12 protein-coding genes and 1 tRNA gene are annotated in these 14,348 nt (G+C 44.3%); 4 read left to right on the forward strand and 9 right to left on the reverse strand.

What is annotated here, in order from left to right:
• Position 1: 1 nt before the first annotated feature.
• From GDA45_03230 to GDA45_03245, 4 genes are read right to left on the reverse strand one after another with little or no spacing between them, the layout of a single operon-like run.
• Entirely contained in the window at positions 2 to 538 is a 537-nt protein-coding gene (locus GDA45_03230; GenBank protein MBC6413934.1) for a DUF4040 domain-containing protein, read from the reverse strand.
• On the reverse strand, positions 538 to 819 hold the full coding sequence (locus tag GDA45_03235) for a monovalent cation/H(+) antiporter subunit G (protein ID MBC6413935.1): 282 nt from the start codon (positions 817 to 819) through the stop codon (positions 538 to 540). The genes GDA45_03230 and GDA45_03235 overlap by 1 nt, the downstream gene beginning before the upstream one ends.
• Entirely contained in the window at positions 812 to 1,111 is a 300-nt protein-coding gene (locus tag GDA45_03240) for a hypothetical protein (protein ID MBC6413936.1), read from the reverse strand. Before GDA45_03240 ends, GDA45_03235 begins: the two co-directional genes overlap by 8 nt.
• Positions 1,104 to 1,586: a Na+/H+ antiporter subunit E gene (locus GDA45_03245; GenBank protein MBC6413937.1), complete on the reverse strand. Its 483-nt coding sequence runs from the start codon at positions 1,584 to 1,586 to the stop codon at positions 1,104 to 1,106. Before GDA45_03245 ends, GDA45_03240 begins: the two co-directional genes overlap by 8 nt.
• A gap of 538 nt (positions 1,587 to 2,124) precedes the next feature.
• On the opposite strand from GDA45_03245, the gene ppc reads away from it, so the two are divergent.
• Positions 2,125 to 4,965 carry a phosphoenolpyruvate carboxylase gene (ppc, locus tag GDA45_03250; GenBank protein MBC6413938.1) on the forward strand — a complete coding sequence of 947 codons (2,841 nt, stop codon included), beginning with the start codon at positions 2,125 to 2,127 and terminating at the stop codon, positions 4,963 to 4,965.
• Between the two features lie 12 nt (positions 4,966 to 4,977).
• Here ppc and GDA45_03255 read toward each other — a convergent pair whose 3' ends face one another.
• The 5 genes from GDA45_03255 to gmhB form a co-directional block, all read right to left on the reverse strand.
• Positions 4,978 to 5,373 carry an aspartate 1-decarboxylase gene (locus tag GDA45_03255; protein ID MBC6413939.1) on the reverse strand — a complete coding sequence of 132 codons (396 nt, stop codon included), beginning with the start codon at positions 5,371 to 5,373 and terminating at the stop codon, positions 4,978 to 4,980.
• A 36-nt stretch (positions 5,374 to 5,409) separates the two neighbouring features.
• Positions 5,410 to 5,486, reverse strand: a tRNA-Met gene (locus GDA45_03260).
• A 259-nt stretch (positions 5,487 to 5,745) separates the two neighbouring features.
• The gene (ileS, locus tag GDA45_03265) at positions 5,746 to 8,544 is read right to left on the reverse strand and encodes an isoleucine--tRNA ligase (protein ID MBC6413940.1); all 2,799 of its coding nucleotides are present in this window, start codon (positions 8,542 to 8,544) and stop codon (positions 5,746 to 5,748) included.
• Between the two features lie 9 nt (positions 8,545 to 8,553).
• Positions 8,554 to 9,483 (reverse strand): bifunctional riboflavin kinase/FAD synthetase, encoded by a 930-nt coding sequence (gene ribF, locus GDA45_03270; protein MBC6413941.1) that lies wholly within the window; start codon positions 9,481 to 9,483, stop codon positions 8,554 to 8,556.
• Positions 9,483 to 10,022 (reverse strand): D-glycero-beta-D-manno-heptose 1,7-bisphosphate 7-phosphatase, encoded by a 540-nt coding sequence (gene gmhB, locus GDA45_03275; GenBank protein MBC6413942.1) that lies wholly within the window; start codon positions 10,020 to 10,022, stop codon positions 9,483 to 9,485. Before gmhB ends, ribF begins: the two co-directional genes overlap by 1 nt.
• 171 nt (positions 10,023 to 10,193) lie before the next feature.
• On the opposite strand from gmhB, the gene glyQ reads away from it, so the two are divergent.
• The 3 genes from glyQ (at position 10,194) to GDA45_03290 (ending at position 14,342) form a co-directional block, all read left to right on the forward strand.
• Positions 10,194 to 11,072, forward strand: a complete 879-nt coding sequence (gene glyQ, locus GDA45_03280; protein MBC6413943.1) for a glycine--tRNA ligase subunit alpha — start codon at positions 10,194 to 10,196, stop codon at positions 11,070 to 11,072.
• Between the two features lie 28 nt (positions 11,073 to 11,100).
• On the forward strand, positions 11,101 to 13,194 hold the full coding sequence (locus GDA45_03285) for a glycine--tRNA ligase subunit beta (GenBank protein MBC6413944.1): 2,094 nt from the start codon (positions 11,101 to 11,103) through the stop codon (positions 13,192 to 13,194).
• A gap of 71 nt (positions 13,195 to 13,265) precedes the next feature.
• Entirely contained in the window at positions 13,266 to 14,342 is a 1,077-nt protein-coding gene (locus GDA45_03290; protein MBC6413945.1) for an AI-2E family transporter, read from the forward strand.
• Positions 14,343 to 14,348 lie beyond the last annotated feature (6 nt).

The following is a 14,348-nucleotide window of genomic DNA, read 5'->3' on the forward strand; positions in this document are numbered from 1 at the left end:
ATCATGGCTTCATTCCCCTGATATGATTACCTAGCATGATCAATACGCCGACACCAGCAGTGAATATAACTGCAACTTCTCCTAATGTATCCATGCCGCGATAGCTCGCTAGCACGGCGCTCACTACATTTGGTTTGCCGACATCTACCATAGCGTGCTCTAAATAATAATGCGCGACATAAGCGTGCAGTGCTATATCGCCATCACCCAACAATGGTAAATCAACCATAGAGTAGTAAATCAAAACGCCGATAACTAGCGATAAAGCGAGCGCCGGGATTTTTCTGGATGCAGCGTAGGCACGCTGTTCACCTACTGCGCCAATTGTTATTAACAAAAGGATGGTGCCGATTCCAGCGCCTACGGCAGCTTCGGTGAAAGCTACATCTGGGGCACTCAAAGACATATAGAGCGCCGCTGCCGACAGACTGATGATACTCGACAAAAAAGCAACTGAGAACAAATTGTTGGTGATGGCAACGATAAACGCAGTGCCTACGAGCAGTAACAAAATAAGTAGTGGGATATAATCCATCATTATTCGGTGGTCTCGGATAAGTAGATATTAAACAACGCATAGATCGCAACGGGTGAAGTCGTCACTAAAAATAGTATTATTAAAAAAAGTTTTAACGAGACGATAGACCAACCGTACTGCAAAACGACCGCAATAATAATCAACGATGCACCTAATACATCGACCAGACTGGCGGCGTGTGCGCGGGTTTCAAAATTGGGCAAACGCAGTATTCCTAAGGCGCCAATAACTACGAAGAGCGCACCGACTACAGCAAACGACCAGCTTAATATTTCAATCATTGGAAAGGCGCCTCCTGATATTGTTAAAAAACGCTAGCCAACCCTGCCCCTTCTTCTTAAACAGTCTCAACCAAGCAATCATGCTAACGAAGTTAACCAGTGCATACAAAAGTGCGATGTCGATGAAGTACTCGCGTCCCGATAGTAACCCAATGCCGACAATCAATAGTATCGTAATCGTGCCAAAAGTGTTGATAGTGAGCACTTGGTCAAAAATATGCTTAGAAAAACCAGCATGCAATAAAATCAGGAACATCGCAAACAATAACGATAAGATGATCATTTCAGCCATTGCGTTTTCCTTGCAGCCATAATATCTTATCGGCAATTTCCCCTTTTAGTAGATCACCAATGTTTGCATTACTCAGCGCATGCACATGAATGATGCCGTCTTTTATATCTACACTGATCGTACCAGGCGTAAGCGTAATAGAGTTTGCGTGTATTAAATGGAACAGCGGTGTATCGCCGGCAAGTTTTATTTGAAGATACTGGGGTTCTACAGGTAAGCGTGGATGCAGTATCCTATAAGCGACTTGCACATTCGCTAGGATGATCTTCCATGTCAACCAGATAATATAAATCGTTAGCTTGAGGTAAAACAACAGTCGGTGTTCGCCGATTCCTCCCAATCGCATACGCGCCGATAAATATGTAACGATTACTGCTGAAACGGCACCAAGCAACACAATTAAATATTCAAAGTGGCCAGAAAGCGCCAGCCAAAAGATAAATAGTAATACGATAATTAAAATCTTCTCGCGCATAAAATTCCTTTTATTTTATTTACTGTAGTCTCGTTTAGAATATGCTTAGTAATATAGTCTACATCATAATTATAATGCAGTATAAAAAACGCTACTAAATCGAAGAAGGCTACTGTCTAGCCCAGGGAATTATATAGATAATTTGATAAGCGATTTTGCTTATCGTGAATCGTCTGGTCAAACCTAGTTTGACAATATATGCCGAATCATCTTGCAATCACCTGTTGTAGTAGTTTTTGGTGTTGTATAGCACCTAGCAATATGAAAAATCTATAATAACAGTTTCTGTGATATACAGCGATTTTTGAACTTGCGTCATAGAATAATTACATACATCGCCACCCAGGTCTGCCGTCTCGTTTTAATTCTTATGTGTGATAAAGCAAATAACTTAATTAGCGGTTTTGGCGTTCATTTCCACATAAGCCAATTGAAAACTACCGTAATAATAATTTACCTCGCTACTAACAGAGGTTGTGCGTTATATCAGTAACGATTTGTTGTCTGATAGAATAAGCAGTTTAATCGGTCTTTTACCATGACATTTTTAGCATCCGACGATCGTTATCTCCGTGCCCGAGTTAAGTTACTGGGCAAAATACTAGGCGATATTATCAAAGAAAGTAGCAATGAGCGTACATTCAATACTATTGAAACACTACGCAAGGGCTTCATAAGTCTGAGCAGCAAGCGTAACGATAAGAAAGCCCAAGACATTATTGCACTAATCAATGCGCTACAACCGGATATGGCGTTCACGATTATACGAGCTTTCTCTACTTATTTTAATCTGGCAAATATCGCTGAGGAGATTAGCGAATATAAAAATGTTCATCATCGGATCTCGTCTACTGGAGCAATGGGTTTGGGTAGCGGCACGCCTATTGCAGTGTTGTCGTCGTTTAAGGATGCTGGCGTAAAAGCCGCCGATGTGCAGAAACTTTTCAATAAACTCGAGTATATACCGGTGTTCACTGCGCATCCGACCGAAGCAACCCGACGCACGATTATGCAGCTGCAAAAGCGTATTTTCGAAACTGCGAAGCAAATGGAAAAGCGCCCCCACAGCATAGAGGAAAGAGCAGAGAGAGAATACTGGGCACAGAAGCTACGCAACGATATACGGATATTATGGGAGACCGACGAGGTGCGTTTGAGCAAGCCAAGTGTTGCATTAGAGGTTAGCAACGGGCTTTATTACTATAAGACATCATTATTCGACACCATTCCTAAAGTATATCGTATGCTAGAAGCGGCAGTTGCTGAAGTTTATCCCAACGAGGAAATTATAATTCCCAGCTTTATTAATTTTGGCTCATGGATCGGTGGTGATAGGGATGGCAATCCATATGTAACACCGTCGGTGACTAAGCACACCGTACAATTACAATCTGTGATGATACTCGAGCACTATATTGATTGTGTTGAGCACCTGATAGGTGTGTTAACACATTCAATTAATATGGTGAATTTATCGGAGAATTTTATACTCAACCAACGCAAAGATAAAGAAGATGGTATCGTCGAAAAAGCGTACCAAGATACCGGCTATAATTTCGCCAAAGAACCATACAGATGTAAATTATCTATTGTGCTTTATCGTTTACGGTGTAAATTGCGCTTAATAAAAGCACAGCAGGTGCATGCTAATGACCGTGAATATGCCTATCAACACGAATACGAACTGCTTGACGACCTGAGATCTATGTATGAATCTTTGTCTTACCACGGTGATCGTATTGTTGCCGATGCCGAATTAAAAGATTTGATACGCTTAGTTGAAACTTTTGGCTTTTATCTGGCACGATTGGATATAAGAGATGAGTCTAAACAGCATACTGGAGCAGTCGCGGAGATTGCCAAACAATGGGGGTGTTCCGATTACTCGTCAATGAATGCCACCCAAAAAGCCGATTATTTGAGTGAAAAAATTGGCAGTGATGTCGCCCTAGAAATAGATCAGAGTCGCTTGAGTGAGGATACCAAGCGTATTTTGCAAGTCTTTGAATGTATGGTGCAAGCACAAGAAGAAATCAGCCCTAAAGTTATCGGCAACTATGTCGTGTCTATGACGCATAACGCCAGTGATGTATTAGAGGTTGTTTTGTTGGCAAAAATTAATGGTTTAGTTGGACAAAAAGCGGATGGCACACGATATTGCAATATCAGTGTTTCACCGTTATTTGAAACCATAGACGATTTAGCCCGCACTAAAGACATACTCGAAGATCTATTCGGTAATCCGGTCTACAATAAACTTTTGCAGTCTTCTGGTGGCTTACAAGAAGTCATGCTGGGCTATTCCGACTCGTGCAAAGACGGTGGCATACTGGCATCTAAATGGCAGTTGTATCAAGCGCAAAAGAGCATTATCGGATTGATGATTAAATACCGAGTTACCTGTCGCTTGTTCCACGGGCGCGGTGGAACTATAGGGCGCGGCGGCGGGCCTACTTATGAGGCAATTACATCACAGCCGCCGGGCACCGTGAACGGTCAAATTAAAATTACTGAACAAGGCGAAGTATTGTCGTATAAGTATAGTAAAAGAGAGGCTGCCGTTTATCACTTATCTACTGCGATTGCCGGGTTAATCAAGGCAAGTCAGCATTTGGCTATATCGCATTCTTTTGATCTGTCGTTCAAACCCAGAGATGAGCAAACCTATTTAGAAATTATGGCTAAGCTATCCGACAGCGGCGAACGTTATTATCGCCAACTGATAGACCATACCGACGGTATATTGGATTACTTCTACGAAGCAACTCCGGTGGTTGAAATCGGTCAAATGAATATAGGTTCTCGGCCGTCACATCGTCGTAGCACCGATCGTTCTCGCCAATCTATACGCGCAATACCTTGGGTGTTTGGCTGGTCTTTGTCTCGTCATACTCTACCGGCGTGGTTTGGCATCGGCAGTGCACTTGAGGATTTCGTAAACGAGCACGCCGACAATATGCGCAAGCTACAGAAACTTTACAGCGAGTGGCCTTTTTTCCATAGCTTAATGGAAAATATGCAAATGGCATTATCTAAAGCAAACATGAGTATTGCCGAGCAATACGCCGGTTTATGCGTTGACCAAGAAAGTGCGATGCGGATACTCAAAATTATTAAAACTGAGTATTACAAGACCGTTGATTATGTACTACAGGTCAGTGGTTGCGATAAGTTATTGGCACATCAGAGTTCTCTGATGCTTTCAATACAAAGGCGAGAACCTTATATACAGCCGATTAATTATTTGCAGATCATGCTACTGAAAAAATACCGACAAATTCAACAAACGAATGGCTCATCTGATGATGAAAATCAGTATATGGAACTTGTATTGCGTTCGATGAGTGCAATCGCATCTGGGATGCGCAACACTGGTTGATAGGCTACTTGCTTAATCGGCGAGCGCCGATAACTGCGGGCGCATGCTAGCGGAATTGATTTTGACAATCCGGTTGTGTTTATCTAAATAGACTAATGTAGGTTTATGCTTTTTAGCCTCGGCTTCGCAGAGTTGCACATAAGTGCAGATGATAATCCGATCGCCGACTATGCCGCGATAAGCAGCTGCGCCGTTTAACTCTATAGTCTGGCTGTCGGCAGCGGCGCTGATCGCATAAGTTGTCAGGCGGTCTCCATTGCGCAAGTTATAAATCTCTATTTGCTGATATTCGCGGATGCCAGCGGCAGCCATCAAATCGGAATCTATTGCGCACGAACCGTCGTAGTTAACTTCAGTTCCAGTGACACAGGCGCGATGTAATTTGCTTTGCAAGAAAGTCAGTTCCATATCACAGTGCTCTTCATAGTAGATGCATAATACTAATGGTTGCGGGGGCAGGATTTGAACCTGCGACCTCCGGGTTATGAGCCCGACGAGCTGCCAAGCTGCTCCACCCCGCATCGTCCAATAGACAGATTATTCTATCATAAGTAGCATATCCCATACTAATCCATATCGTATCTAATCTGGGAGTTATACTGCCAACAAAAAGTACAGATATCCGATTTTTAATACCACCGCAGGCCTACTGATGCCTAGATATAATTTCTTTGCTAGTCACCCACAATTTGCTAGTCACCCATAAAGAGAGAGGGTCAACAAAGATCATCTAGATGCTACTGCAGTGAAGCAAGATGTTAAGATGAATAACGATTAGTTCTATAAATAAATACGTTGTTCGCCTTGATGATTGATGTTTAGCAAACATCGCTCGCAGATTGCACCGTAGTTTGATTCTTTAAGATCTGCACATCGTTGCCAACATCTAGCACATTTTGCTTGTCCACTCGGTGATATTAAAATACTGAGATGCTCGGTTGCTTGCACAGCATCGCCGGGGGCTTGTGCCAACGGATACGCTTCGGCGTTTGAAACAATGAACAGAAATTTAAGTTCAGCTGCCAGTTGTTTGAGCAAGTGCAAACCATTTTCATCACAATAGAGCTTTAATTCGGCATCCAGAGAGGAGCCTATGGTGCCGGTTTTTCGTAAGTTCTCTATCTGTTTATTCACGGTATCGCGAATTTCTAGTATTTGATTCCACTGCTCCATACTCAGCATTTCATTGTCCGATAAATCAAACAACGCATCGTACCATTCGGCTAAAAAAATGGTTTGTCGTTTCTCTCCGGGCAAGGATTTGCATATCTCTTCGGCAGTAAAACTTAAAATCGGTGCCATCCATCGTGCCAATGCTTGCACGATATGGTAGATTGCCGTTTGTGCGGAACGTCTGGCCGCGGCCTGCGGATGAATAGTGTAGAGGCGATCTTTTATGATATCCAAATAAAAGCTACCCATTTGTATATTGCAAAAATTGTGTAGCCTATGGTACAGGTGGTGGAAAGTATAATTGCGGTAATCGTTTTGTATTTCACGCTGTAGTTTTGCGGCTGTTGCAACCGCCCATCTATCCAGTGCCAGCATAGCACTGGGTTCTATCTGGTCCTGCTCAGGATTAAAATCGTATAGATTAGCCAACAAAAAGCGAGCGGTATTGCGTATTCGGCGATAGGCGTCTACGATGCGTTTCAAAATCTCATCGGAGATGTTCATCTCGCCACTGAAGTCGGTCGCCGCAACCCACAACCTTAAGATATCAGCACCGTATTGTTTAATCACATCTTGTGGGGCGATTACATTACCTCTAGACTTGGACATTTTCTGACCGCGCTCGTCGACAACGAAGCCGTGTGTTAAAACACCAAGGTAGGGTGCGTTGCCATTGTATGCAACTGAGCTCAGTAATGATGACTGAAACCAACCGCGGTGTTGATCCGAACCCTCTAAGTAGAGGTCGGCGGGTCTTGCTAGTTCTTCTCGTACATCTAATATACAGGCGTGTGTAGTTCCTGAATCAAACCACACATCCAATACATCGTTGATTTTTCGGTAATCATCGGCGTCATCTCCCAACAGCTCTTTATGATCTGATTCAAACCACGCTTCTATGCCGCAATGCTCTATCTGCTGTGCTATCTGCTCTATAAACTCGGCACTACGCGGATGCACCGTGCCGTTTTCTTTATGCACGAATAATGCAATGGGTACGCCCCAATAACGTTGGCGAGACACACACCAATCTGGGCGCGCACGCAACATGCCCTTAATGCGGTCTTGCCCCCAGTTGGGAGTCCAATGCACTGTATCACAGGCGGCTGATGCTCGGTCCAATAAATCATTCTTTTTCATGGCTATGAACCACTGCGGTGTTGCTCTAAAAATAATCGGGGTTTTGTGACGCCAACAGTGAGGATAGCTATGTTCATAATCGCAGCTATGCAGTAAATTTCGTTTCTTGGCAAGCTGCTCAACAATTGGCGTACCAGATTTGCGTAGATGGCAGCCAGCTAGAAATCCTGCAGCTTCGGAAAACACTGCATTGCTTTGCAACGGTGTTTGATGTCCAAGCCCATAGCGTTGACCTAATAAATAGTCATCAACACCGTGTGCCGGGGCGATATGCACGCAGCCGGTACCAGCCTCTAAGGTTACATGGTCACCCATGACGACCGGCACATCATAATCGTACAGCGGATGCTTGAGCATAAGTTTTTCTAAATGCTTGCCTTTAACAATATCAAGCGTAGTCGTTTTTTGCCACCCGTATCTTGCACAGCACTGCCCGACGAGCTCTGCAGCGATGATATAGTTTTGCTCACCGTTGTTTACCACTGCATAATCTAGATTCGGGTGTAGTGCCACGGCTTGGTTGGCTGGCAAAGTCCACGGCGTAGTAGTCCAAATCACTACACTAGTCGCAGAGTCTATTTCCGGTGTTAATCTGCTGTTTAAGTCGTCTTTGTTCTGTACACTAAATGCAACATCTACCGCGGTAGACACTTTGTCGCCATATTCAACTTCCGCTTCGGCAAGTGATGAGGCGCATTCTAAGCACCAATGTACCGGTTTATGTCCTTGCTGCAGATAGCCTTTGACTAATAATGCACCCAGCGTTCGTAGTATGTTCGCTTCGGTCTGAAAATCCATACTCAGATACGGATTCTGCCAATCACCCAACACGCCTAAACGAATAAAATCACGCTTTTGCTTTTCAATTTGGCTACTTGCATACTTCCGGCACTGTTCTCTAAAATGCGCTGGATCTTCGGCGGTTTTAGCTTTGCCGTATTTTTTCTCCACTTGTTGTTCTATAGGCAAGCCGTGGCAATCCCAACCCGGAATATAGGGCACATCCAATCCCTGCATCAGGCGGCTTTTAACGATAATGTCTTTGAGTATTTTGTTTACTGCGTGTCCGATATGTATACTGCCGTTTGCATAAGGAGGCCCGTCGTGCAGAATAAATTGCTTGCGTCCGCGTCGCTCCGAACGAACTAAGTCATACAGCCCTATAGACTCCCAATAAGCCAATATTTGCGGCTCACGCTGTGCCAAGCTGGCACGCATCGGAAAATCTGTTTTAGGGAGATTTAAGGTGTCTTTGTAGTCTCCCATCGTAATATTTTATTGTTTTCCTAACAGCGATTTTGCTGCGCTTACATCTTTGCATATCGCATCCTTCAGTTGTGCTGTATCATTGTATCGTTGTTCTGCTCTGAGATAATATCGCGGATAAACGGTTAACCGTTGTCCATATAACTCTTTTGAAAAATCAAAAATATGAGTTTCTATTCGGTATTGTGTTGCCCCTACAGTCGGGCGCACGCCAGCGTTAGCAACTCCTATTAGCTCGGCATTTTGTATTTTTACCGAAACCGCATAAACCCCTTGCAAAGGAGGTTGTCGTTTCCCAAAAGTTAAATTAGCGGTAGGATAACCCAATTGCGTTGCCAACCGATCGCCTTGTCCAACCCGCCCGGCAACGCTGTAAGGTCTTCCTAGCAAGCGATTAGCTTTGTCAATCTCACCGGCGAGCAACAATAGCCGTATGCGCGTACTACTAATGCGCTTATCGTCGACCGTCACCTCAGGCGTGCAACTCACCTCAAAGCCGTAGCGGTTGCCATAATCACACAGCGTATTATAATCTCCTTCTCTATTTTTGCCGAAACAAAAATCATCTCCCACGACTAAATGCCGAGTGCATAGCCCTTTTAATATAACGCGTTGCACGAAATCCGCTGCCGTCCAGTTCGCCAAAGCCGCACTAAAACGCAAGCATACTAGATAGTCAACATCTAAACTTTTCACTAACTCTATACGTTTACGCAAAGGGTAAATCCGTTTAGGAGGAGTATCATTGGTGGCAAAGAACTCGCCGGGCAAAGGTTCAAACATAATCACAGCCGACGGTAGTTTATACTGTTTTGCTATCGCTTTAGTCTGTTGTATAACCCTTTGGTGGCCTATATGCAATGCGTCAAAAGCACCTATGGTTGCCACACATGGGTGATTAAAATTATCCAGACTGTCTAGACTATGCAACAATCGCATTATGATTGTTTCCTAAGATGATTAGCGACATCGGCTAAATTATCAAAGACCAGTACGCTTTTAGGTAGTTTTGAATTAGCTTCGGTTGTAGCGCCTTGTCCGCTACGCACCAAAATCGCTTGCGCGCCGATCTTCTTTGCTGCTTTTAAGTCATTCATCGTGTCGCCGACATAAGGTACTTTCTTTAGGCTGATATTCATTCGCTTTGCGAGATCTTCAAAAAGCCCGGTTTTAGGTTTTCGGCAGCGACAATCATCATCTGGATGATGAGGGCAAAAAAACAATCCATCTATCTGCCCGCCGTTGGATATTAAAAGCTTTTGCATTTTTTCGTGTATCTTAGCCAGCGCCTCGACCGTAGCCAGTTGGCGCCCGATAACTGATTGATTGGACACTACAAAAATACGCCAGCCGGCTTTATATAGCTGAGCAATAGCCTCTATGCTGCCTTCTATGGGTAGCCATTCGTCTGGTGTTTTGACATAGTCCGGCGAGTCATGGTTAATGACGCCGTCGCGATCGAGCAGAATTAATTTCACGGTACTAAACAGTCTATCTGAAGAAATGAAAAGACAATGGCATACAAGTAATTATCAAACTTTATATTACCATTTATATTATACATAACTGCGCTAGCATCACAGTTGCCTGTGCATTATCCTCACCATAATTGATTTGGTAGAATAAGCGCCAAACTATTGAACTCCGTCATGACAATAAAATCAAATACCATTCAAAATATGTTGTTATACCTGCAGCATTATTGGGCAGAGCAGGGCTGTGCTGTATTGCAAGCTTATGATCTTCCAATGGGCGCTGGTACTTTTCATCCAGCAACTTTTTTGAGGGTGCTGGGTCCACAACCATGGCGATGCGCTTATGTGCAGCCGTGTCGGCGCCCGTCTGACGGTCGCTACGGCGACAATCCGAACCGCTTGCAACACTACTATCAATTTCAGGTGGTCTTAAAGCCTTCGCCGTCTGACATACAACAGTTATATCTGGACTCTTTAACTGCTTTAGGCATTGACACCGAGCGAGACGACATTCGTTTTGTAGAAGATAACTGGGCATCACCTACGCTGAGGGCATGGGGCCTTGGCTGGGAGGTGTGGCTAAACGGCATGGAGATAGGACAATTTACTTATTTTCAGCAGGTCGGCGGTATAGAGTGCAAGCCGGTTGCCGGTGAGATTACTTACGGGGTCGAGCGTCTGGCTATGAGTCTACAGCAAGTTGATAATACTTTTAGTTTGTGCTGGTCGGATCAGGTCGACCCACCGCTCTATTATCGCGATCTATTTCATCAAAACGAAACACAACAATCAGCGTATAATTTTGACCAGGCAAATGTTGCCGAATTAAAGCAACAGTTTGACGAGAAAGAGCGAGCGTGTTTAGATCTGCTTGACAAAGGATTAACATTACCGGCCTATGATCAAGTGGTTATGGCATCTCATATTTTTAATCTACTTGATGCGCGAAGAGCGGTTTCGGTAACCGAAAGACAGCGTTATATATTGAAAGTCGGCAAACTTGCACAGCGTATTGCAAAACACATAAGCATCAGTGAGCATAACGACGATTAGTCTATAGCACTCTCCTTGCGAACAAAAAATGCAAAAACAAAATTTATTGATAGAAATAGGCACCGAAGAACTCCCGCCGCTCGAATTATCCGAACTGGGTGAGGCTTTTGCAGCTAACCTGAAGCAGCTATGTAACGACGCCGGATTAGGCGGCGAGCAAGTGCATGCTTTTGTGACGCCGCGGCGCATTGCAGCACGATTAGACGCAGTAGCAGAGGCACAAGCCGACCGGCTGATAACGCGCACCGGTCCGCTTGTAGAAAAAGCATACGATCAAAACGGCAAGCCGCTACCAGCGGCGATAGGTTTTGCTAAATCCTGCCAAGTGGAAGTGTCGGAACTGCAAATCTCTGAACAAGACAAACGTCTTTATGTGCAAAAAACCGTTAACGGTCAGAGCATAAAAGATTGCCTGCCAAAGCTACTAGAGCAGACACTAGAACACCTACCTGCCGGCAAGCGCATGCGATGGGGTAGCGAGGACTACGAGTTCATACGCCCAGTGCATTGGCTACTGGTACTATACGGTGATACGCCGATCGATCTGGAAGTGATGGGGATTGCGTCGGCTAACCATACTTATGGGCACCGTTATCATTGTCACAAACCTCTAACCGTATCGCACGCGGATGATTACGAAAAGATATTGCAACAGCAAGCCAAGGTCATTCCTTCGTTTGACCGGCGCTTGCAAAAAGTGAAATCGCAAGTGATGGCAGCAGCACAATCAGGCGATGTGCAGATGAACGACGACTTACTCTCGCAAGCCACCGCCATTGTTGAATGGCCGGTTGCAGTATTGGTATCTTTTGACCAGAGTTTTTTGAAATTACCGGCGACGGTGATTACTGAGATCTTAGAAAAAGAGCAAAGATGCTTTACCGTTTTAGCTGCCGATGGTGCATTGGCTGCGGAGTTTATCGTCGTATCAAATATAGAAAGTAGCGATATCCAGGCGTTGCGTAGCGGTTATCAGCGGGTGGCTATATCCAGACTAAAAGATGCCGATTTTTTTATCAAGCAAGATAGAAAACATCCGCTAGAGTATTATGCCGATAGCCTTGATCAATTGACTTTTCATCACCGCTTAGGCAGTTTAGCCGATAAGGTAGAACGCATCGCAGCACTGTCGCTTGCCATTGCCCGACATTTATCGGATACCGGTAATGGCTATGACTTTAACGCATCCGAAATTGAACTGATAAAGAAATCGGCGCGCCTTTGTAAGGCTGACCTCAGCACCAATATAGTCTGCGAATATCCGGAATTGGCAGGGTTTGCAGGCAGTTATTATGCGGAGTGCGACGGTGAGGTCGCCGATATAAGCCGTGCCATACTACAGCACACAAAGCCCCAGCGCGCCGGTGACTCATTGCCGCAAGGGAAAATAGCCATCGTACTGGCAATAGCCGACCGACTGGATACTCTGGTTGGGATTTTCGGTAGCGGTGAATACCCCAGTGGTAGTCGCGACCCCTATGCGCTACGACGAGCCAGCCTAGCACTCATACGCATCCTTAGCAAATACCAACTGGATTTAGATCTAGCGGAATGGGTTATCAAGAGCCATCAATGTTATACAGTGGAGATCGCCGACAACGGCATTGCCAAGTTATTGGATTATTTGAAAGAGCGGCACAGACATTATTTTATAGATTGTGGTTTTAGCGGTGATCAAGTAGATGCGGTTAGCGTCGACCGTCCTTTGCATAGCTACGATATATATCAGCGGCTAGTTGAATTGCGAAGGTTTATGGAGATACCACAAAGTACCGAACTTGTAGCAGCCAATAAACGAATACGGAATATCTTAAAAAACAATCGTAGCGAGATTATCAAAGGAGTTGATGTGCAGATAATAAACAACGATGCCGAGTCTAGGCTCTACGAGACATCCGCTGCGCTAAGTCCGCAAGTTCAGGCATTGGTTGAAAGCAGGAATTATTTTGAAGCACTAAAAGTTTTGACACCACTACGAGACCTTATAGATCGTTTTTTCGACCAAGTGCTGGTGATGTCGGACGATGAAAGAGAAAGAAATAATCGCCTCGCATTACTGCATCAAATAGATTGCTTATTTATGCGTATTGTAGACTTTTCTGCGCTACGTTTAGATGAGTAGTTCAAATATGGCTGTCTCCATTTTATTTATTTATCGTTGTTAAATCGTGTATCATATATTCTTTTATAACAATGGATTCCTTAGTAACACAGTGGTTTAAGAAAGTTTTATCCAACGCACAACTGGTAGTGCTGATAGTGCTACTGGTGGCGATTGTAGTCGTATTGAATATAGCGGGCGATATATTAATGCCGTTGATAATCGCTGCGATATTTGCTTATGTATTAGACGGTGCAGTTGAACAATTAAAGCAATGGAAAGTTCCGTCAATGCCGTCACTTACCGTCGTTTATCTTTTGTTCCTCGGCATCTTGTTGTTTATTATATTGGTGTTGTTACCGCTGATGACAGTAGAGATCACTCAATTCTTAGGCGATTTACCCGCCATCGTTAGCCGCGGCCAACAATTACTACTGCAACTGCCGCAGACCTATCCTGAACTTATAGAAGATCAGCAAATCAATAACTTCATTGCCAGTATGCGCGAAGAGATCACCAGTATCGCACAAAGTGTATTGAGCACTTTGCTGGTTTCAATTCAAGGTTTCATAACCGTTTTGGTTTATTTGGTGTTGGTGCCTATGTTGGTGTTTTTCTTCTTGAAAGATAAAGATGTGTTGTTGCGTTGGGCTAGCGGTATGTTGCCGCATAAAGAAAATCGCGCATTGACTACTCAAGTATGGCAAGAAGCCAATCAAAAGATCTCAAACTATATACGAGGAAAGCTGTTGGAGATATTGATAGTTTGGTTCGTCTCGTGGATTGTGTTTGCATTCCTTGGTCTGAATTATGCGCCGTTGCTCTCCTTCTTAGTCGGCATTTCAGTGATAGTTCCCTTTTTGGGAGCAGCGATCATCACCTTGCCGGTAGCTATGGTTGCTTATGCACAATGGGGTGTTTCGTCGGAATTTATCTATGTGATGGTTGCTTATGCGATTATTCAATTCCTTGACGGCAATTTGCTTGTGCCCTTTCTATTCTCGGAAATAGTCAATCTTCATCCGGTCGCTATCATTTCCGCAATTCTTATATTCGGAGGCATCTGGGGAGTGTGGGGGGTGTTCTTCGCTATTCCTCTAGCGACGGTGGTTAATGCGATATTGAAAGCTTGGCCGCGTGAAGCCGCTGCTCAGCAAAGCACAGTATAATAAGTT

Source organism: Chromatiales bacterium (genome assembly GCA_014323925.1).
In the GTDB taxonomy this organism is placed as follows: Bacteria; Pseudomonadota; Gammaproteobacteria; order Poriferisulfidales; family Oxydemutatoraceae; genus SP5GCR1.

Bases quoted from the DNA above. Each gene is read 5' to 3' on its own strand.
- GDA45_03235 (MBC6413935.1), bottom strand. From the start codon at position 819: ATGATTGAAATATTAAGCTGGTCGTTTGCTGTAGTCGGTGCGCTCTTC.
- ppc (MBC6413938.1), top strand. From the start codon at position 2,125: ATGACATTTTTAGCATCCGACGATCGTTATCTCCGTGCCCGAGTTAAG.
- ileS (MBC6413940.1), bottom strand. From the start codon at position 8,544: ATGGGAGACTACAAAGACACCTTAAATCTCCCTAAAACAGATTTTCCG.
- GDA45_03255 (MBC6413939.1), bottom strand. From the start codon at position 5,373: ATGGAACTGACTTTCTTGCAAAGCAAATTACATCGCGCCTGTGTCACT.
- GDA45_03245 (MBC6413937.1), bottom strand. From the start codon at position 1,586: ATGCGCGAGAAGATTTTAATTATCGTATTACTATTTATCTTTTGGCTG.
- ribF (MBC6413941.1), bottom strand. From the start codon at position 9,483: ATGCGATTGTTGCATAGTCTAGACAGTCTGGATAATTTTAATCACCCA.
- GDA45_03290 (MBC6413945.1), top strand. From the start codon at position 13,266: ATGGATTCCTTAGTAACACAGTGGTTTAAGAAAGTTTTATCCAACGCA.
- GDA45_03240 (MBC6413936.1), bottom strand. From the start codon at position 1,111: ATGGCTGAAATGATCATCTTATCGTTATTGTTTGCGATGTTCCTGATT.
- GDA45_03285 (MBC6413944.1), top strand. From the start codon at position 11,101: ATGCAAAAACAAAATTTATTGATAGAAATAGGCACCGAAGAACTCCCG.
- glyQ (MBC6413943.1), top strand. From the start codon at position 10,194: ATGACAATAAAATCAAATACCATTCAAAATATGTTGTTATACCTGCAG.
- GDA45_03230 (MBC6413934.1), bottom strand. From the start codon at position 538: ATGATGGATTATATCCCACTACTTATTTTGTTACTGCTCGTAGGCACT.